The sequence below is a fragment of the Bacillus ectoiniformans genome (assembly GCF_016908875.1).
Classification (GTDB): Bacteria; Bacillota; Bacilli; order Bacillales; family Domibacillaceae; genus Bacillus_BX; species Bacillus_BX ectoiniformans.
This window is the reverse complement of record NZ_JAFBES010000025.1, coordinates 1-14255: the sequence shown is the minus strand read 5'-3', so window position 1 is coordinate 14255 and position 14255 is coordinate 1. Positions and strand designations below refer to the sequence as shown.

General features: G+C 38.1%; 18 protein-coding genes. 1 reads left to right on the top strand and 17 read right to left on the bottom strand.

Going from position 1 to position 14255, the window contains the following annotated elements:
* From JOC78_RS17255 to JOC78_RS17235, 5 genes are all read right to left on the bottom strand, one after another.
* The coding region (locus JOC78_RS17255) for a hypothetical protein (protein ID WP_204558564.1) at positions 1–1081 on the bottom strand (1081 nt) is incomplete at its 3' end.
* A gap of 263 nt (positions 1082–1344) precedes the next feature.
* Positions 1345–1881 carry a hypothetical protein gene (locus JOC78_RS17250; protein ID WP_204558563.1) on the bottom strand — a complete coding sequence of 179 codons (537 nt, stop codon included), beginning with the start codon at positions 1879–1881 and terminating at the stop codon, positions 1345–1347.
* A 69-nt stretch (positions 1882–1950) separates the two neighbouring features.
* Complete coding sequence (locus tag JOC78_RS17245) at positions 1951–2121, bottom strand: helix-turn-helix domain-containing protein (protein WP_204558562.1); 171 nt, start codon at positions 2119–2121, stop codon at positions 1951–1953.
* Positions 2121–2444, bottom strand: coding sequence for a hypothetical protein (locus tag JOC78_RS17240; RefSeq protein WP_204558561.1), 324 nt, complete (start codon positions 2442–2444; stop codon positions 2121–2123). The genes JOC78_RS17245 and JOC78_RS17240 overlap by 1 nt, the downstream gene beginning before the upstream one ends.
* A complete protein-coding gene (locus JOC78_RS17235; RefSeq protein WP_204558560.1) occupies positions 2437–3207 on the bottom strand; it encodes a ParA family protein in 771 nt (256 codons plus the stop codon). The genes JOC78_RS17240 and JOC78_RS17235 overlap by 8 nt, the downstream gene beginning before the upstream one ends.
* 384 nt (positions 3208–3591) lie before the next feature.
* On the opposite strand from JOC78_RS17235, the gene JOC78_RS17690 reads away from it, so the two are divergent.
* Entirely contained in the window at positions 3592–3717 is a 126-nt protein-coding gene (locus JOC78_RS17690; RefSeq protein WP_275582045.1) for a hypothetical protein, read from the top strand.
* On the opposite strand, the gene JOC78_RS17230 is transcribed toward JOC78_RS17690, so the two are convergent.
* The 12 genes from JOC78_RS17230 to JOC78_RS17170 form a co-directional block, all read right to left on the bottom strand.
* On the bottom strand, positions 3714–3980 hold the full coding sequence (locus tag JOC78_RS17230; protein ID WP_239587259.1) for a hypothetical protein: 267 nt from the start codon (positions 3978–3980) through the stop codon (positions 3714–3716). The two genes, JOC78_RS17690 and JOC78_RS17230, sit on opposite strands and share 4 nt — an antisense overlap.
* Before the next feature lie 322 nt (positions 3981–4302).
* Positions 4303–4500 carry a hypothetical protein gene (locus JOC78_RS17225; protein ID WP_204558559.1) on the bottom strand — a complete coding sequence of 66 codons (198 nt, stop codon included), beginning with the start codon at positions 4498–4500 and terminating at the stop codon, positions 4303–4305.
* 11 nt (positions 4501–4511) lie between these two features.
* Positions 4512–4841: a phage head closure protein gene (locus tag JOC78_RS17220; RefSeq protein WP_204558557.1), complete on the bottom strand. Its 330-nt coding sequence runs from the start codon at positions 4839–4841 to the stop codon at positions 4512–4514.
* 18 nt (positions 4842–4859) lie between these two features.
* Entirely contained in the window at positions 4860–6500 is a 1641-nt protein-coding gene (locus JOC78_RS17215; RefSeq protein WP_204558555.1) for a terminase TerL endonuclease subunit, read from the bottom strand.
* Positions 6501–6504: 4 nt separating this feature from the next.
* Positions 6505–6852, bottom strand: coding sequence for a hypothetical protein (locus tag JOC78_RS17210; RefSeq protein WP_204558553.1), 348 nt, complete (start codon positions 6850–6852; stop codon positions 6505–6507).
* Between the two features lie 443 nt (positions 6853–7295).
* A complete protein-coding gene (locus tag JOC78_RS17205; RefSeq protein ID WP_204558551.1) occupies positions 7296–7856 on the bottom strand; it encodes a tyrosine-type recombinase/integrase in 561 nt (186 codons plus the stop codon).
* Positions 7857–8163: 307 nt separating this feature from the next.
* Positions 8164–8439 (bottom strand): head-tail connector protein, encoded by a 276-nt coding sequence (locus tag JOC78_RS17195; protein ID WP_204558535.1) that lies wholly within the window; start codon positions 8437–8439, stop codon positions 8164–8166.
* A gap of 196 nt (positions 8440–8635) precedes the next feature.
* Entirely contained in the window at positions 8636–9874 is a 1239-nt protein-coding gene (locus JOC78_RS17190) for a phage major capsid protein (RefSeq protein WP_204558533.1), read from the bottom strand.
* A 3-nt stretch (positions 9875–9877) separates the two neighbouring features.
* Entirely contained in the window at positions 9878–10459 is a 582-nt protein-coding gene (locus JOC78_RS17185; RefSeq protein ID WP_204558532.1) for an HK97 family phage prohead protease, read from the bottom strand.
* Positions 10456–11652, bottom strand: a complete 1197-nt coding sequence (locus JOC78_RS17180) for a phage portal protein (protein WP_204558531.1) — start codon at positions 11650–11652, stop codon at positions 10456–10458. Before JOC78_RS17180 ends, JOC78_RS17185 begins: the two co-directional genes overlap by 4 nt.
* Before the next feature lie 163 nt (positions 11653–11815).
* Complete coding sequence (locus JOC78_RS17175; protein ID WP_204558530.1) at positions 11816–13747, bottom strand: DnaB-like helicase C-terminal domain-containing protein; 1932 nt, start codon at positions 13745–13747, stop codon at positions 11816–11818.
* A gap of 288 nt (positions 13748–14035) precedes the next feature.
* Positions 14036–14255: hypothetical protein (locus JOC78_RS17170; protein ID WP_204558529.1), on the bottom strand; the 220-nt coding region annotated here is incomplete at its 5' end.

The window sequence follows — 14255 nt, the reverse complement described above, 5'->3', positions numbered from 1 at the left end:
TTTCCTTTGTAGGATCTGGGTTCCCTATTTCTGCGTAAACTTTTTCAAAAGCTATTTTATTTCCGTGTTTACTGTCGTTTTTCATTACCTCGATACGCCGTATAAGAAATTCTCTAATTACAATTACGTCCGGTGTGTTTCTTATGACATCTTTGGTGTTTAAAAGTTGACTTGGTACGGTTATAACTTGTTTTGTAAATTGAGCATACTCATATAGCAACGGCTTTGAATTTAATTTATATCCGGTAACTTTATGGCCGCCTGCTTCCAGTGTTATTTTTTTAGCTGGTAAAATGTAATCTTCTATTATGCAGCTATTGACATCTTTTTTATAGGCTTTCGCTTCTGCCGAATAGTCCACTTTTGCATATATCTTTCTTGACTTGTCTATACTTTTTGTAACGGCTTCTACGGCTTGCGGGCTTACATATTCCGATTTATCTAATCCATTCATACACCTATGAACTTGATCGGGCGTAAAATTCGTATTTCCAGCTTCAAATATGCTACATACGGCATTGTGGACACTTCTATCATAAGTGTCGAATCTTTTGGCCTTATCATAAATCTGTATATTTTCATCTTCATAACCGCTATTTATAGCAACCCAGTTTAATATGTGTTTATCTTTATTTACTTCTAAATAAAACGGCTCATTATAAGGTACTTCATATGGCAATTTATTAGCTAATTTGTTGTTAGGAATGACATACTTTTGAGGTACAATACTTTCTAATACTTCAAACGGTATCGATTCATTGCTTTCCTCCCACTCCTCCACTAGCCGGAAAACTTCTCTAAAGTCCATGTTATCTATTTCCTTGTAGCTTAATCCCTTTTTTATGCGCCATTCTTCCACTCTTACCATACGCTTGCTCAGGTCTTGAAACGCAAGTTTTACTTCTTTTTTCATAGGCGTAAATTTTACTGGCGATCGTCTCATTTTTCTTGCTTCCTCCTTGATCCGTTCTCCAGCCTTTTTAAATTGCTCTTGTTGCTCTTTGAAAAATTGCTCTTTCTCTCCTTCGGTTGCTTCATCTAAAAATTGCCGTATTGAAATAAACTCTTTTTTACTGCTCATTTTTTCACCTCGCTCATTTACAATGTTTATTATGTTTACGATGTTTACACAACGAATAATTATACTACCGTTACTTCCGATAATAAAAAATTATGTAAACTAGGCAGAAGCCTGTAAGTATTGCTATTACTGGCTTTCTTCGTTTGTGGGGAAAAATGCTTTATACACGTTTTATACATTGCTGTAATGGAGCTGTTTATTCAACGGCTGTATAAATCAAACTTGTATAAATCTTGTATAGATGTTTACCTTGTTTACTATGTTTACTTGCTGAATATTTCTTTATAGAGTAGGTCAATTCCTTTTGTGAAAACTTGGCTAGGTGTATCCTCTCCGTACTGCTCGTAAAAGTAATTTTCCAACTCATCATATCTCTTGGCCGCTTCATCGGATCTAACACCTATGCTGTCGTCATTCTTCCAGTAGCCTTCAATCATCATTCTTAAAGTTTGAGATTGACTAGCGCCCCATACTTCTTTGCGTTTCTTTACCATTTCCCATATTTCATCTGGTAACGTCAAAGAAACTTTTTTAGTTGTTCCTATCGCCGGTCTGCCTACTGCTTTCTTTCCTTGATCTGTAAGATCGGCTTTGTTTTTAAACGATACTGTATGAACCTTTTCGCCATCCCAATAAACTTCTAAAATAATCGTGTTTTCATCAAGTAAGAAAAACTGTTGCGTTTGCTCTCTATCGTGCCGTTGGTCTGAATTGAAACATGTATACAGTTCTTCATCCATGACGCTAAAATCTATTTCGTCCATGCCTTGATACGCTTCAACTCTTGATATTTTAATCATAGTTAAAACCCCCTCAATAATTTTAGTTACCTTTATTATAATAGTTTTGGTAACTTTTATCAAGGGTTATTATTCACCATGAAGGAATTTCTTAATAGCTTCTTCGCTGACAAGCCATTTTGTGCCTACCTTTTGCCCTTTAATCCTGCCTTCCTTAAGGTATCGCCTTACACTTTGCGGGGATAGCTGAAATAGCTTTGATAGCTCCGGCACTGTATAAACTTTGATTTCTTCGCTCATTATTTATCGTCCCTTTCCATGATCTCCTTATCGGCTAAATAGCCCTCTACCATTTCATTCATAATATCTTTCATGGTGCGTCTGTCTGTCCATGCGTAATCTTTCAATTTCTCTAGCAAGTCCTCACGTAAAATAACGGTGTAGCGTGTCCAGTTCACTGGTAGCCCCTCTTGGCTGCTCTTTTCGATCTCACGCTTAATTTTACGAGGTCTGCCTGCTGCACTCTTTCGTATTGCTTGCTGTGGTACTACTTGTTCCTTTTGTTGTTCTGTCGACTTCCCTATCCAGTCTAAAGGGTCTCGGCCTAACCTTTTATCACTCATTATCCATTTCCTCCTGCTTAATAATTTCTTTGCATAATGCTGCGTAATCTAGCGCTCCGTTACTCTTTGGTTTGTATTGAAATACATCAATGCCATAACTTTGAGCTTCGGATAATGCTACATTATTCCTTATTTTTGTTTTATAAAGTTTGTCGGGGAAGTATCCCGCTATTTTTTTCAATACTTCCCTGTTAAGCTTTTTCCTTCTGTCATAAAAAGTTGCTATAATACCAGTGATCTTAAGTGAAGGGTTAAGTCTTTTTTTAACGGTGTCTGTTGTCTTGAGAATTTGTCCCATCCCGTGAAGCGCTAAGTACTCGGCTTGCAAAGGGATAATAATTTCATTAGCTGCTGTTAAGCTATTAAGGGTTAATAAACTTAAGCTTGGGGGACAATCTATTAAAATGTAATCGTATCGGTTAATAATTGGTTGCAACGCTTCCTTTAAAATCATTTCCCGCCCAGCTTGGGTGCTTAGTTCGATCTCTGCCCCGCTCAATCTTATGTCTGCCGGGATAACATGGTAATCATTAATAATTTCTGTAGCTTCTGTAATCGTACATGTGCCTATTAACACTTCGTTAATGGTATTGTCTAGCTCATGTGCTGTGATACCTAAACTAGCCGTTAAATTACCTTGTGGATCTAAGTCAACGAGCATAACCCTTTTACCCAAGCTGGATAGTCCTGCGCCTATATTGGCTGTACTTGTCGTTTTTGCTACGCCGCCTTTTTGGTTGACAAATGCAATTATTCTAGCCATTTTCCTCCCCCTTTATTGAATGTTTACCACATTGTTATTATGAGTATAATATAAGTTTAAGTCAAACAAAAAAAGGGCTGGGCGCCCTTTTGTACTTACCGTTTTTTCTTTAAAAGTCTTTTAATGTTTATATCGTTTTCTTCCAGCTTCAATTTCTTTGTTAGTTGCTCTAATAAATGTATTAAATCGATAGTAGTCTTTTCCATAGGTAATAACTCCTTATAATTTAATGTTTACTATTATGTAAACAATAATATAATTTAATGTTTACCGCGTCAATATGTTTTTTTACAAATATGTATTAAAATGTAATGATGGTGTGTATTAAATAGCTCCCCTCCGTCAATAATGCTATTAGCTATATGACAAAGGGGATGAAACTGTATGAAAAAATGTACATGGTGCGGGAAGAATACAACGAAAGATAATAATCAAAAGCGTGAAGGTATGTGTGCCAGTTGCTGGGCTAAGTATAAACGCATTGGGAAGAACATAGGTAAATACGCTTAATAAAATGTCTTACCGTCCTTTCTGATCGGCACGACTCTATATTGCTGTTCCTTGTTGTACTTATCTTGCAGCCAGTCAATAAAATCTGTATGATTGACAACAATTTTGATAATTTCATAAGCCATCATTGTTTTAGTCATATCGCATGAGACAGATAATTTTTTTAATTTATTATGGGTATCTTGGTCAAGTGAAGCATTAACACGAATTTTTTTGTTTCCATGAGGTTCTAATTGTTTTTTTCTCATATCAAATTTAATCATTTTCCCTCTCCCCTTTTCCGGCAATATGTAAGTGATTCCCCTTAAGAATCTCACTAACAGTGTTACACTGTTCTTTGTTGTCTTTGTAAATATGTACGCTGTAACACTATTGCATATGCTTAAACCTCTAAGGTTGAACCTCCCTCCAAGCTCTTTTTACTCTGTAACACTGTAAAGCTACTTGAAAGGGATGGGGTGGTCTAACAGACCAGGGGCTTTCTTTGGCTTTTGCGCATACAAACAAGACCGCTGATATAAAAATCAACGGCCTTGTTTAAATAGTATTATGGCTAGGTGAACGATTCGTTCAGTCAGTTATACATCATTTCTCTAACTGTTTTAAATATTTGATTAAACTCCCTTTAAATTCATTGAAAGTGTAATAGACTTGCCGCCCTAATTCCTCCATATCATCAGCCGTGAAGTGTTCTTTTTTATGTGAGCTTAGTAAAGAATTAACTTCTTCGTTAAAAGTTTGTACAGATTCGTCTAGTTCCTTTTCAAGCTGGTTAATGTTCATTGCTATCGCTCCTAATTAATAGTATATGCGTATATGGTTAAATCCTTTTTATAGCCTTCGTAATCATCAATACGGGTTATGGCGTACTTTTTCCCCTTGAACAGTATTTTAAGGCCTTCTGGTTGCAACTCTTGGCGCCAGGATATTTTAAAAACTACTTCAATCTTATAATTAGTAGTCGCTGCGCTGTAAAATTCATCAGCAGACGCTTGTCGATAATAAGCCCAAATGTTCTCGCACCCGGCTACTGGCCTTGTTACTTCTGTGGCAAAACCATCTTCATCTTTAATTATAACAGTCTCCACTATAGTTATCTTCTTATCTTTCTTAAAAGTTTTCACTCGTTCCCCTCCCTTTTTTTATAAAGCTCTGATAAATTCCTCGTAATGTTCAAACAGTCCTACATAAGCGTCTAGCATGCTTGCTGTGCCGTCTATTCTCATCTTAGCTGCTTGGTTCTTCACTGGTACTATATTGCCGTTACGATCTGTTTCAATGCCTGTGTTTGTTAAACACCATTTAAGGATGGGGGAATTATTATAATTGATCTTCTTCGCTTTTAAGTCTTGTCCCATCTGCTGCATAGGCAGACTTAAAGTTTTAGCTCCTTGAATACACCGTACCATTTTAAAACCATGCTGCTCCATTTCCTCTACCCAGTACTTAGCTGAATAGTTATCATAATAAATCCATAAAGGCGTTATGCTATGGTCGTTAAGCATTTCTAAAAACCATGCTGTAATATCGCCGTAATTAATGCTATTGCCGTTGCAAAGTCGCAATAATCCTTGCTCTAGCCACTTATCATAAGGAATCCTGTCCAGTTGAACTCGTTTTTCAAAACTGTCACGGGGCAGCCAGTACATTTGGTGAATGAAGCGTTTCTCGGTTTCTTTATCGACCATTAATAAGGTGGCACAACTCAAATCCGTGGTTACGCTCAAATCTGCGCCCCCTATGGCATAACAATTCTTAAAATGTTCTATATTAAAAGTTTCTTCGTTGTTTATATCGTCAAATGTAAGCCATGCGCTTTTTACGGTGTCTCTTATATTAAAATCTTTTGTTAATACCCCGCTTAGATCGTTAGGGCTGTTCTTCGCTTTTTCCACCTTGCGCTCCAAGTCGTCTAGTTTCTTAACTGCTCCTAAAGCCGGGTTTGCTTTTTGCCATGCGGCCGGGTCTATCCATTCTTCTTTTTCGTCTAGCTCATAAAGAATAGGTAAAAAGCTATCATCTTCAAATTTGCCGTCTACCACATTGCAAGCATACTGGTACATATCATCAAATATATTTTCCCTGACCGTTCCAGCTGTAGTAATCATGATTAAAACAGGCTGCCGCCGTGCTGATTGACTTTGCTTCATAACCTCATATAAATTACGGTCTGCAATGCTATGCAACTCATCAATAATGACCATGCTGCTGTTTAGCCCATCTAATGTATTACTGTTCTTGGCCAATGGCATTAACTTAGACATGGTAAGAGGAAAATAAAGATCACTCTTTCGCTTCTTAATATGCTTGGACAGATCGGGGCTTTGTTGTATCATGTTGTGGGTTTCATCAAACAGTATTCTCGCTTGGTCACGTTTCGAAGCTATGCTGTAGACCTCCGCCCCGCCTTCCCCATCTGCAATCAACATATAAGCTGCAAGCCCGGCTAACATGGTTGTTTTTCCGTTCTTCCTGGCCACATAAAACATACTTTCTTTATACCGCCTTAAGCCTGTGTCTTTATCTACAAACCCGAATAAGGCAGCAATATACGCCTTTTGGAATAATTCGAGGGTTACTGGTTTCCCTGCCCATTCCCCCTTGCTGTGCTTACAAAAACGCTCGATAAAATCAATAGGCTTGTTTGCTTTTATTTCGTCAAAAATATATTGCTTTGGGTTGTTTATCTCGTCCGCTAAACTTTTATATTGCCTGTATACACGCTTTGAAACGACTACACGCCCCGTTTTGATAGCGTCCCAGTAATCTAAAACATAATTCACCTTCTCACCCCTTCAAGAAGTCTATTAAAGCGTCATTCTGCTGGCCTGTATCTGCGGGCGGTAATAAGTCTACTAACTGCTTATAAATTAAACTGAATCGTTGTATGGTCGTGTTATATGCTTTTAAGGCTGGGTGTTCCCTCAAAAACTCCTGCTTGCCCTGTTTAAACATAGCTGTTGCCCCTTCTCTTTCCACTTGGTCTTTTAATTCATCTAGCGTGTTCTGCATGAAAACAAGTTCATTGTATAGGCCTTGAGCAATCGGCTGCCGTTCTTTAGGGATCTCCTTCAATAAAGTCTTAACTTTCCTCATATTTGCTGAAACAATGACATTCTTTTTTGAAATAGACATATATTCACCTTCCTATGTTTATATTTAACAGTCGTTCTATCCCTCGCTTAATATGAAAACTCATGGAGAGGAAAAGAAACCCTCCCCTCCGGTCTCTGATCGTCTACTCTTAGCTTTGTAATGGGGGGGATATGAATTTCAGCTTCAATACTTTGCTGTTGCTGGCTTCGTTTAAAATGTTTGGTGCATTTTGTAACAGTTCATTCCACTTTTACTAATACAGTTTTGGTTGTTTTCATTTGAAAGCTAGAGCTTAAAATACGGCTTCAACCCTTGATACGACTGGGTTTATAGCGCTTTTCGTTGCTTCTCTCTATCTTTGAATGTCTCATATTACATATTCTGTAATGTTCGCCGCAGCCTTTAAACCCTTGATAACACTGGCTTCAAAGCCTTTTCACTCATTAATACAACAAGCATTGTAATATGTGACATTGAAAGCATTAGTTAGCCTTCTTCTTATAGCTGAAACTGTAGTAAGCACGGTCTATAGAGTCTTGACTAATACCTATATATCTTAGTGTGTATTCCGGTTTGGAGTGGTTAAAGATCGTTTGGAGGGTCGCTATATCTTTTGTCGTTTGGTAGTAATGATAACCAAATGTTTTTCTCATGCTGTGCGTGCCAATACAATCTATTTCAAAGTGATCGGCCACCTCTTGCAAGATCACATAAGCACGCTCCCTACTGATAGGTTTGTTCATTCCTTTTCTACTCTTGATAATATACTCATCACTCGGCTTGCCTTCTAAGTATTGTTTCAACCCCTTCTTAATCATTGGGTGGATAGGGATACGCTTCGCCTTCTTGGTTTTCTTTTCCTTAATCACAATATGTTTTTGATTGCGAACATCTTTTACTTTCAATTTAAGAATGTCCGATACTCTTAACCCGGTGTAAATCCCAAGAAGAAAAAGGGCATAATCCCTCATCTCCTTATGTTTTAAAAACCTCTGAATATCCTCTAGCACTTCAATGTCTCGAATAGGTTCAACAAAGTTCATAGTCTCATTCACCCCTTTTGAATTAAGTTTCCTTTGCTATCAAACGTTAGTCCCTCACTGCATATCCCACCATGTTTAAAGTGTTCGTGCTGGTGGCATGTGGTACATAACGCTTCGAGGTTGTCCCAGTTTAAAGTTATATTAGGGTCGTGTATATTCTCCGGTGTGATATAGGTTTTATGGTGGCATATAAGCGCTATCTCGTTGCACCTTTCACAAATGTAGTGCTTACTCTGCATAAACCCGTCTTTACACTTCTTCCAGGCTGCACTATTATAAAAAGCTTTTGCGTAATCCTTAGCCATTATTAAAGCGCCCTACCTATCGCTGTTAAAGCCGTCAATAGATTGTCTATAGTTTTCTTAAGCCTTTCGCTTTCTTGACCTTGTGGGTCGTACCATAACTGCAATAAAAATTTAGTTACTGTTGCAGCTAAAGGGTGTACTGGTGTATCGTCCCATGTTCTACCTGTAGTTGCTTCAAGGTATGATGGTATGGCTTCTAGCAACGGAATGATAATAATGTCATTATCTGCCCCGTCCAGTCGTAATGTGTCCCGTGCTTCCTCTATAGTAATTAGCATTGTGATCTTCCCCTTTAAAGATTCATATATTAGACCCTGTCGTGAAACCCGACCCCCTCGTGAAACACGAGCCTGTCTGATTGATAAAAAAAGAGTATCGGCGCTATACCGATACCCCTTGTTAGTTTTGCTTGTAATGTAAGGACGTACCGATTCGTTACCCCCTATTTAAAACCGATACCCTTGTTAACCGTGCTTACGGTGTCGGTACTTCCAGCTTAACAAATGCTTCTTCTACTAGTGGTTTAGTATCAGCAATCGCCATTGCTCGATAGTCGATAAGACCACTCTTAAAACTGCTCTCTCTGGATACTTCAATCATTAGGCCTTCTGGCATGTTATAACCCATATAACTAAAGTTTCCTAGAATGATAGTGTCATCTTCGATGTTATCGTCAATAACTACTTCTTTTCCTAGAATATAACCAATGCTTTCATTCTTTGGATCTGCAATAAAGATTGGTCTATTGTTTCCGTCCACTAAGCTATAAACTTTGTTGTAAAGTGTGGCATTGCTCATAGCAAATTTCGCTCCTGCTGCATATCCACGTTTTAGCATAGCTAATGCTTTTGTGAAGTCTGTGTAGGCTCCAGTTAAGTCTAGGCTGTTTGTTGAGTCCCATGTAATGCCTGTTAGTAATCCAGTACCTTGTCCAATTCCTGTGCCGTTTACTAATGCGTCAGCAATAGCTTCCATTACACAATTTGTAAGTTCTTCAATCATGTAAGATTCAAATGCCTGTACTGACATTTTCTTAGCTGCTGCACTGATTGAAAATACTTTAATGATTTCAAATCCTTTGAAGATTACGTTAGTTGTTCCTACACTTTCGCTTTCTACTGGGGCGCCCTCTGTATGCCATTGCGCTTTATTAGAAGGTGTTCCAATAGGGACGCTGATGTTAGTTGGAATATTGAAGTTTCTAACATGACCAATCAAACCACCCATTGTTCTAACTTTCTTAATAACCTCGTTTAATGTAGTGGTAGGCAATACGGCTGCGCTATTCGTTGTCGTATTGAAAGAATCAGCTCGTCTTTCTGACTCTTGGATCTCCATTGCCTTATTAAAGGTTCTCATTTCAACATCTGTAAGCTTTTGACCTAACATTGTTTTGTAAAATGCGCTGCGGTATTCGGTACTTGCAAAAACATCGCCTTTTGGTACTTGTTGATCCTGGTTGTTAAAATTCATTCCGGTGATTGGATTAAATTGACTACGTTGAGCCACATCTTCCTCTGCTGGCAGTGCTTGTTTTTCCTTACTGTTAGCCATTGCTTGCTGTAACCCCTCGATTTCGATATTAATTGATGTAATATCTGCATTTGGGTCGTTATCGACTGTTCCTTTAATTTGTGCCGCCCTAGTCTCCATTTCGGATAAAGAAAAATTGCGGTAGTAGTTAAATGCCTCTTGTACTGTTTTAAATTTCATAGTTTATAAGCTCCTTTTGAATAATAATTGATTAATTTTTATTTTTGCTGCCCGTCTTTCTGTTTCTTTTAGTTTCATCCAAGTACTTTCAATTTCTGATCTAGCTTCAACACTCGTTTGAGGATAAGCCGGAAATGGGCAGATACTAAATTCGTAAACTTTTTCTATTTTGCTTATTGTCCTGGTGTTTGTCTTTGCGTCAAATTGGCTGCCGCCTTCTGGTACTTTGAAAGCAAATGACATTCCTGAAAGGTCTTGGCGCCTTACTGCCGTATAAACGCTTTTACCTTCCTCTGTTTCTGGTAATTCTGCCCTCATTGTTAATCCTGCCGGATCTAACTCAAAGGACATTGTTTTAGGTGTTCTTGCCAAGGGGATCTTGCTCATATCGTGGTTATAAAGTAGACGAATGTCTGATAAATCAGCTTTATCAAGGGCGCCCCTTTTTATAATTTCGATATAGTCCCCAAAAGGTGCTTTTATAGTGGTTGGCTGATCGTAAACAATCGGCCTACCATTTAGAATAAGGCTGCTATCGCCTGCCGGCTCGGCTGCTCTTAGTTCTGCTATCCTAAGTTCTTTCATGCTTCTGTTCCCCCTTGTTCATTAAGCTGGTATTGATCGGCTTTTTCAGCGTTTACTACGTTTAAAGTTTGTAATCGCTTGTCACCGTCCTCTACAGGTGGAAGATTTAATATTTCTAACGCTTGGTTGATTGTAAACAATCCCAATGGCGTTAATTCCTTGATAATATTTGTTTTTGTGGCTGTACTAGCAAATTGCAACCTGTTAGCTTCAAAGATGATTGAGTTTCCAAAAGACTGTTCACGTTGTGTGAAAAGTTTATCTGTAAGCTCTAAAGAAAATTGTACGGCTAGAGGTTCTAGGACACTTTCATAAAAGGCCGCCCATTCATTCTCTGAATAAGTGCTATTTACTATTTTTTCACTAATGCCTAGATACTCATAAATTTTCTTTTTTACTGCTTCCAGCTGCTTATCATCGATTGCTACTGGGTCCAGTTTTAAAGGAGTGTATTCTGCCTTGCTATCAATCACTGCTATGCCGCCATTATTGCTTACGGTTAAATAGTCATTGATAAAAACTTCTTTTTCTTCTCTGAGCTTGTCTGGGGCTAATACCTGGTTGTATTTCAATATACCTCGGATTGTCGCACCAGCTTTAATAGCATTGTCCATACCCTCATTTTGAGTGTGAGCCAAATCTAATGCCGGAAGAATAGCTGTATTTGTATCTCCCAGCAAATCATTTGAGTTAAAAAACCTCCTGGCCACAAACACTTCTGTAAACGGCAGCGTTACAGTTTGTCCGTTGCCGAATAAAAAACGGCAAAATAGATCCCCTGTCTGATCGGTAATGTATTCCACGTTTTTTGCGGAAATAGGATAAATGGCAACTAAATGACCTTTTTCATCCTTCTGTAAGTAAGCAAATGCATTGTTGTATAAGTAGTAATGCGTTACTAGCTTATAAAGTAGATCATAGGCCGTCATATATGGATTAGGTCTTACTTGTAAAATTCGGTTTAAATAATTATCTCCGGGTTTTCGCTGTTCTGGTGACGTTATAACATGTGTACCCTTAAGCTTTGCAGCGTTTCTTGCTATGCTATCGACCGCCGCCCTATATATATCACTCTCATAAGCATTGCCGCTGAACGGCGTAAAAATCGCTGTTCCTCCGCTCATTATGTCTGCTCGTTCTGTTTTCTCCGGTTCTTTTCTGCGATTAAAAATCTTATCGAAGAAACCCGCCATTTACTCACCATCTTTCATTATCCCGCTTTTTTCTTTTTATTATATCACAATTTAATGTTTATTAAAATATTACTACAAGTTTATCATTTTTACATTGTTTATTATGTTTACTATGTTTATTATATTTAACCAACAAAAAAAAGCAAGGCTTAAGCGCCCTGCTCTAAACTCTCTGTAATTCTTTTTTGTTTGAAAAAACTTCTTTTTGACTATCTAAATTAGATTCATAAAAATCATACTTAGCCCAATATGAAAATGTGCAGCTAAAAGAAGGCTTACCATTCCTATTTTTCAAACATACTAATTCAATCTGCCGTGGATCTTCTACCTTTGCAGCTTTGATTTTTTCCCGTTTCTCTTTTACCTTGTCTTTCTTGTCAAAGAGTTCATCATTAATTACTTCCAGTTGCAATCCCCATACTACATCTGCTGTATATTCAATACCGCCCGATTCTTTGAAACTTTCAAAATCAATAGGTGCTAAATAGTTTCCACGGTTCAAACTAGATATAACAAATACACTTAAGTTTAAATCTCGGCTCATCCGCTTAAGCGCCGTTACGTTGGTGTCTATGCGCTGTTTGTCGCTTAATCTGTCGTCATAGCTCGGTATGATCTGCAAGTAGTCAACGACCACAATAGGTCTAACCTTATTGAATTTTATGTAGTCGTCTACATAATTCCTTATTGTGTTTACATCTGTATTAAAGTTACCTTCTACAATGTTTACTCGTTTACTTGTTTCTTTGTATGCGCCAATAGCATTTATAACGGCGCTCGACTTATGCCCACCTCTTATCCATACACTTGAAACAGCGTCATTAAGGTTTAGCTTTGCTGTTGTCCGTGCAAGACTCTTACTCACCATTTCCATTTTAGATTGTTCCAAACTAAAAAAAATAACGTGGTCGCCTTGTTCTGCTAATTGATCGCTTAGCTGGTGTACGAATGTCGTCTTTCCTACGGACGAAATACCGCCTACTACATACAAGCCAGGATATAGCCCCTTCATTTCCTTGTCCAGGTTGTCAAAGCCTGTTTTCTTGTCCTTGTATGGCTTCATAGCTTCTATGTCGTCATTGAATCCCTGCTCTAAATAATCGGATACGGCGTCCGGTTGTGCAGCGTGTTTTAACTGTTCCTCTATGTTATCTTTAAGCGCCTTAAAGTTATCGTCTTTTTTTCTGTGCGCTTTTAATTCTGCTGTTCCCCACTCGTTTAAATCTTCGTATGGTTTGGGTATTTCCAGCCGTTTAAAAGGTAGATCGCTTGCGGCTCGCCTTCCTGCTTCGTCATTATCAAATGCAGTTAAGATATTTATATCCTGTGCCTTATTATCTTGTATCGCCTGTATGAGCTTAGAAACGTGGTCTACGCCGCCTAAAGCTATTGCCTTATATCCCTTTGATTCTAGCGTTAAGGCGTCCATAATACCTTCTGTGATGAAAATAGGGCTGTCCTGCTCTTGCTGTATGTAATCTATGTTGAATAATGGCGCTTCGCCTTTTTTATTTTTATATTTTGGGGTCTGCCCGTCTATCGCTCTACTGGTATAAGAAACTATTTCCCCGTTTGCAAATATCGGCAACATCGCCCACCTGCCGTCCTTGTCGTGATAAACAGATAACTTATACATATCTATTAACGCTGGGGCTATCCCTCGCTCTACAAAATAGCGTTTGTCGTCAATAGTCTGTTTCTGATATAATTCATTTAACCAAATAGAAATATTTTGTTGCCCTTTCACTTCTGCCGGTTGTGAAGGGGTATTTTTTGTTTTCCTGCCCATTTCACCATTCGAGTTAAGTTCTCGCTCGTTCGTCATGATCTCACCCGCCAAATTATATAGTTGTCTGTAAGCTTGTTCTTCGTTCAACCCCACGACTTCCTGTAAATATTTATAAACGCTGCCCCCTTTGCAACATTTACTGAAACTCGAATAACTGTTTGTTTTCGGATAAACAAAAAAATGATCTCGGCTGCCGCATACAGGGCATGGATTGATAACATAATTTTTACCTGTTTTCTGTATCTGGTGGCTCTCTTCGATTAAGGAATACAGATTGATCTTGCTCTCCAGTTCTGATATTTTCATAGATTTTCTCCCATTCTCAAATTTTGGCGATACCTTGCCTTTTAATCTATTTAAGCTTGCCGGCGCCGTCAAGGAAGCCGGCAACGCTTGTACAGTACTTACATAACTTACAGTACTTATGGTTTTTTTGCCGAATCGCTGTATCCCTTGGGGCTGTAAGGTTAAAGGCTGTTTTTTTTTTTTTTAAGGTTATCACTTATTGCACCCATAGTTATCACTTATTGCACCCATAGTTATCACTTATTGCACCCATAGTTATCACTTATTGCAGGGGAACAAAAGTTCTTATTAATAAATGACTTCTACCCCTTTAAAAGTTCTACCACTCTTGTAAAAACTGAAGTTCTTTATATATTTTTCTTTCTTGAATTTATTTAACAGTTTTTCTACTGAATCCCGTACTTTTTTAGCTTTTTCCTTTGTAGGATCTGGGTTCCCTATTTCTGCGTAAACTTTTTCAAAAGCTATTTTATTTCCGTGTTTACTGTCGTTTTTCATTACCTCGATA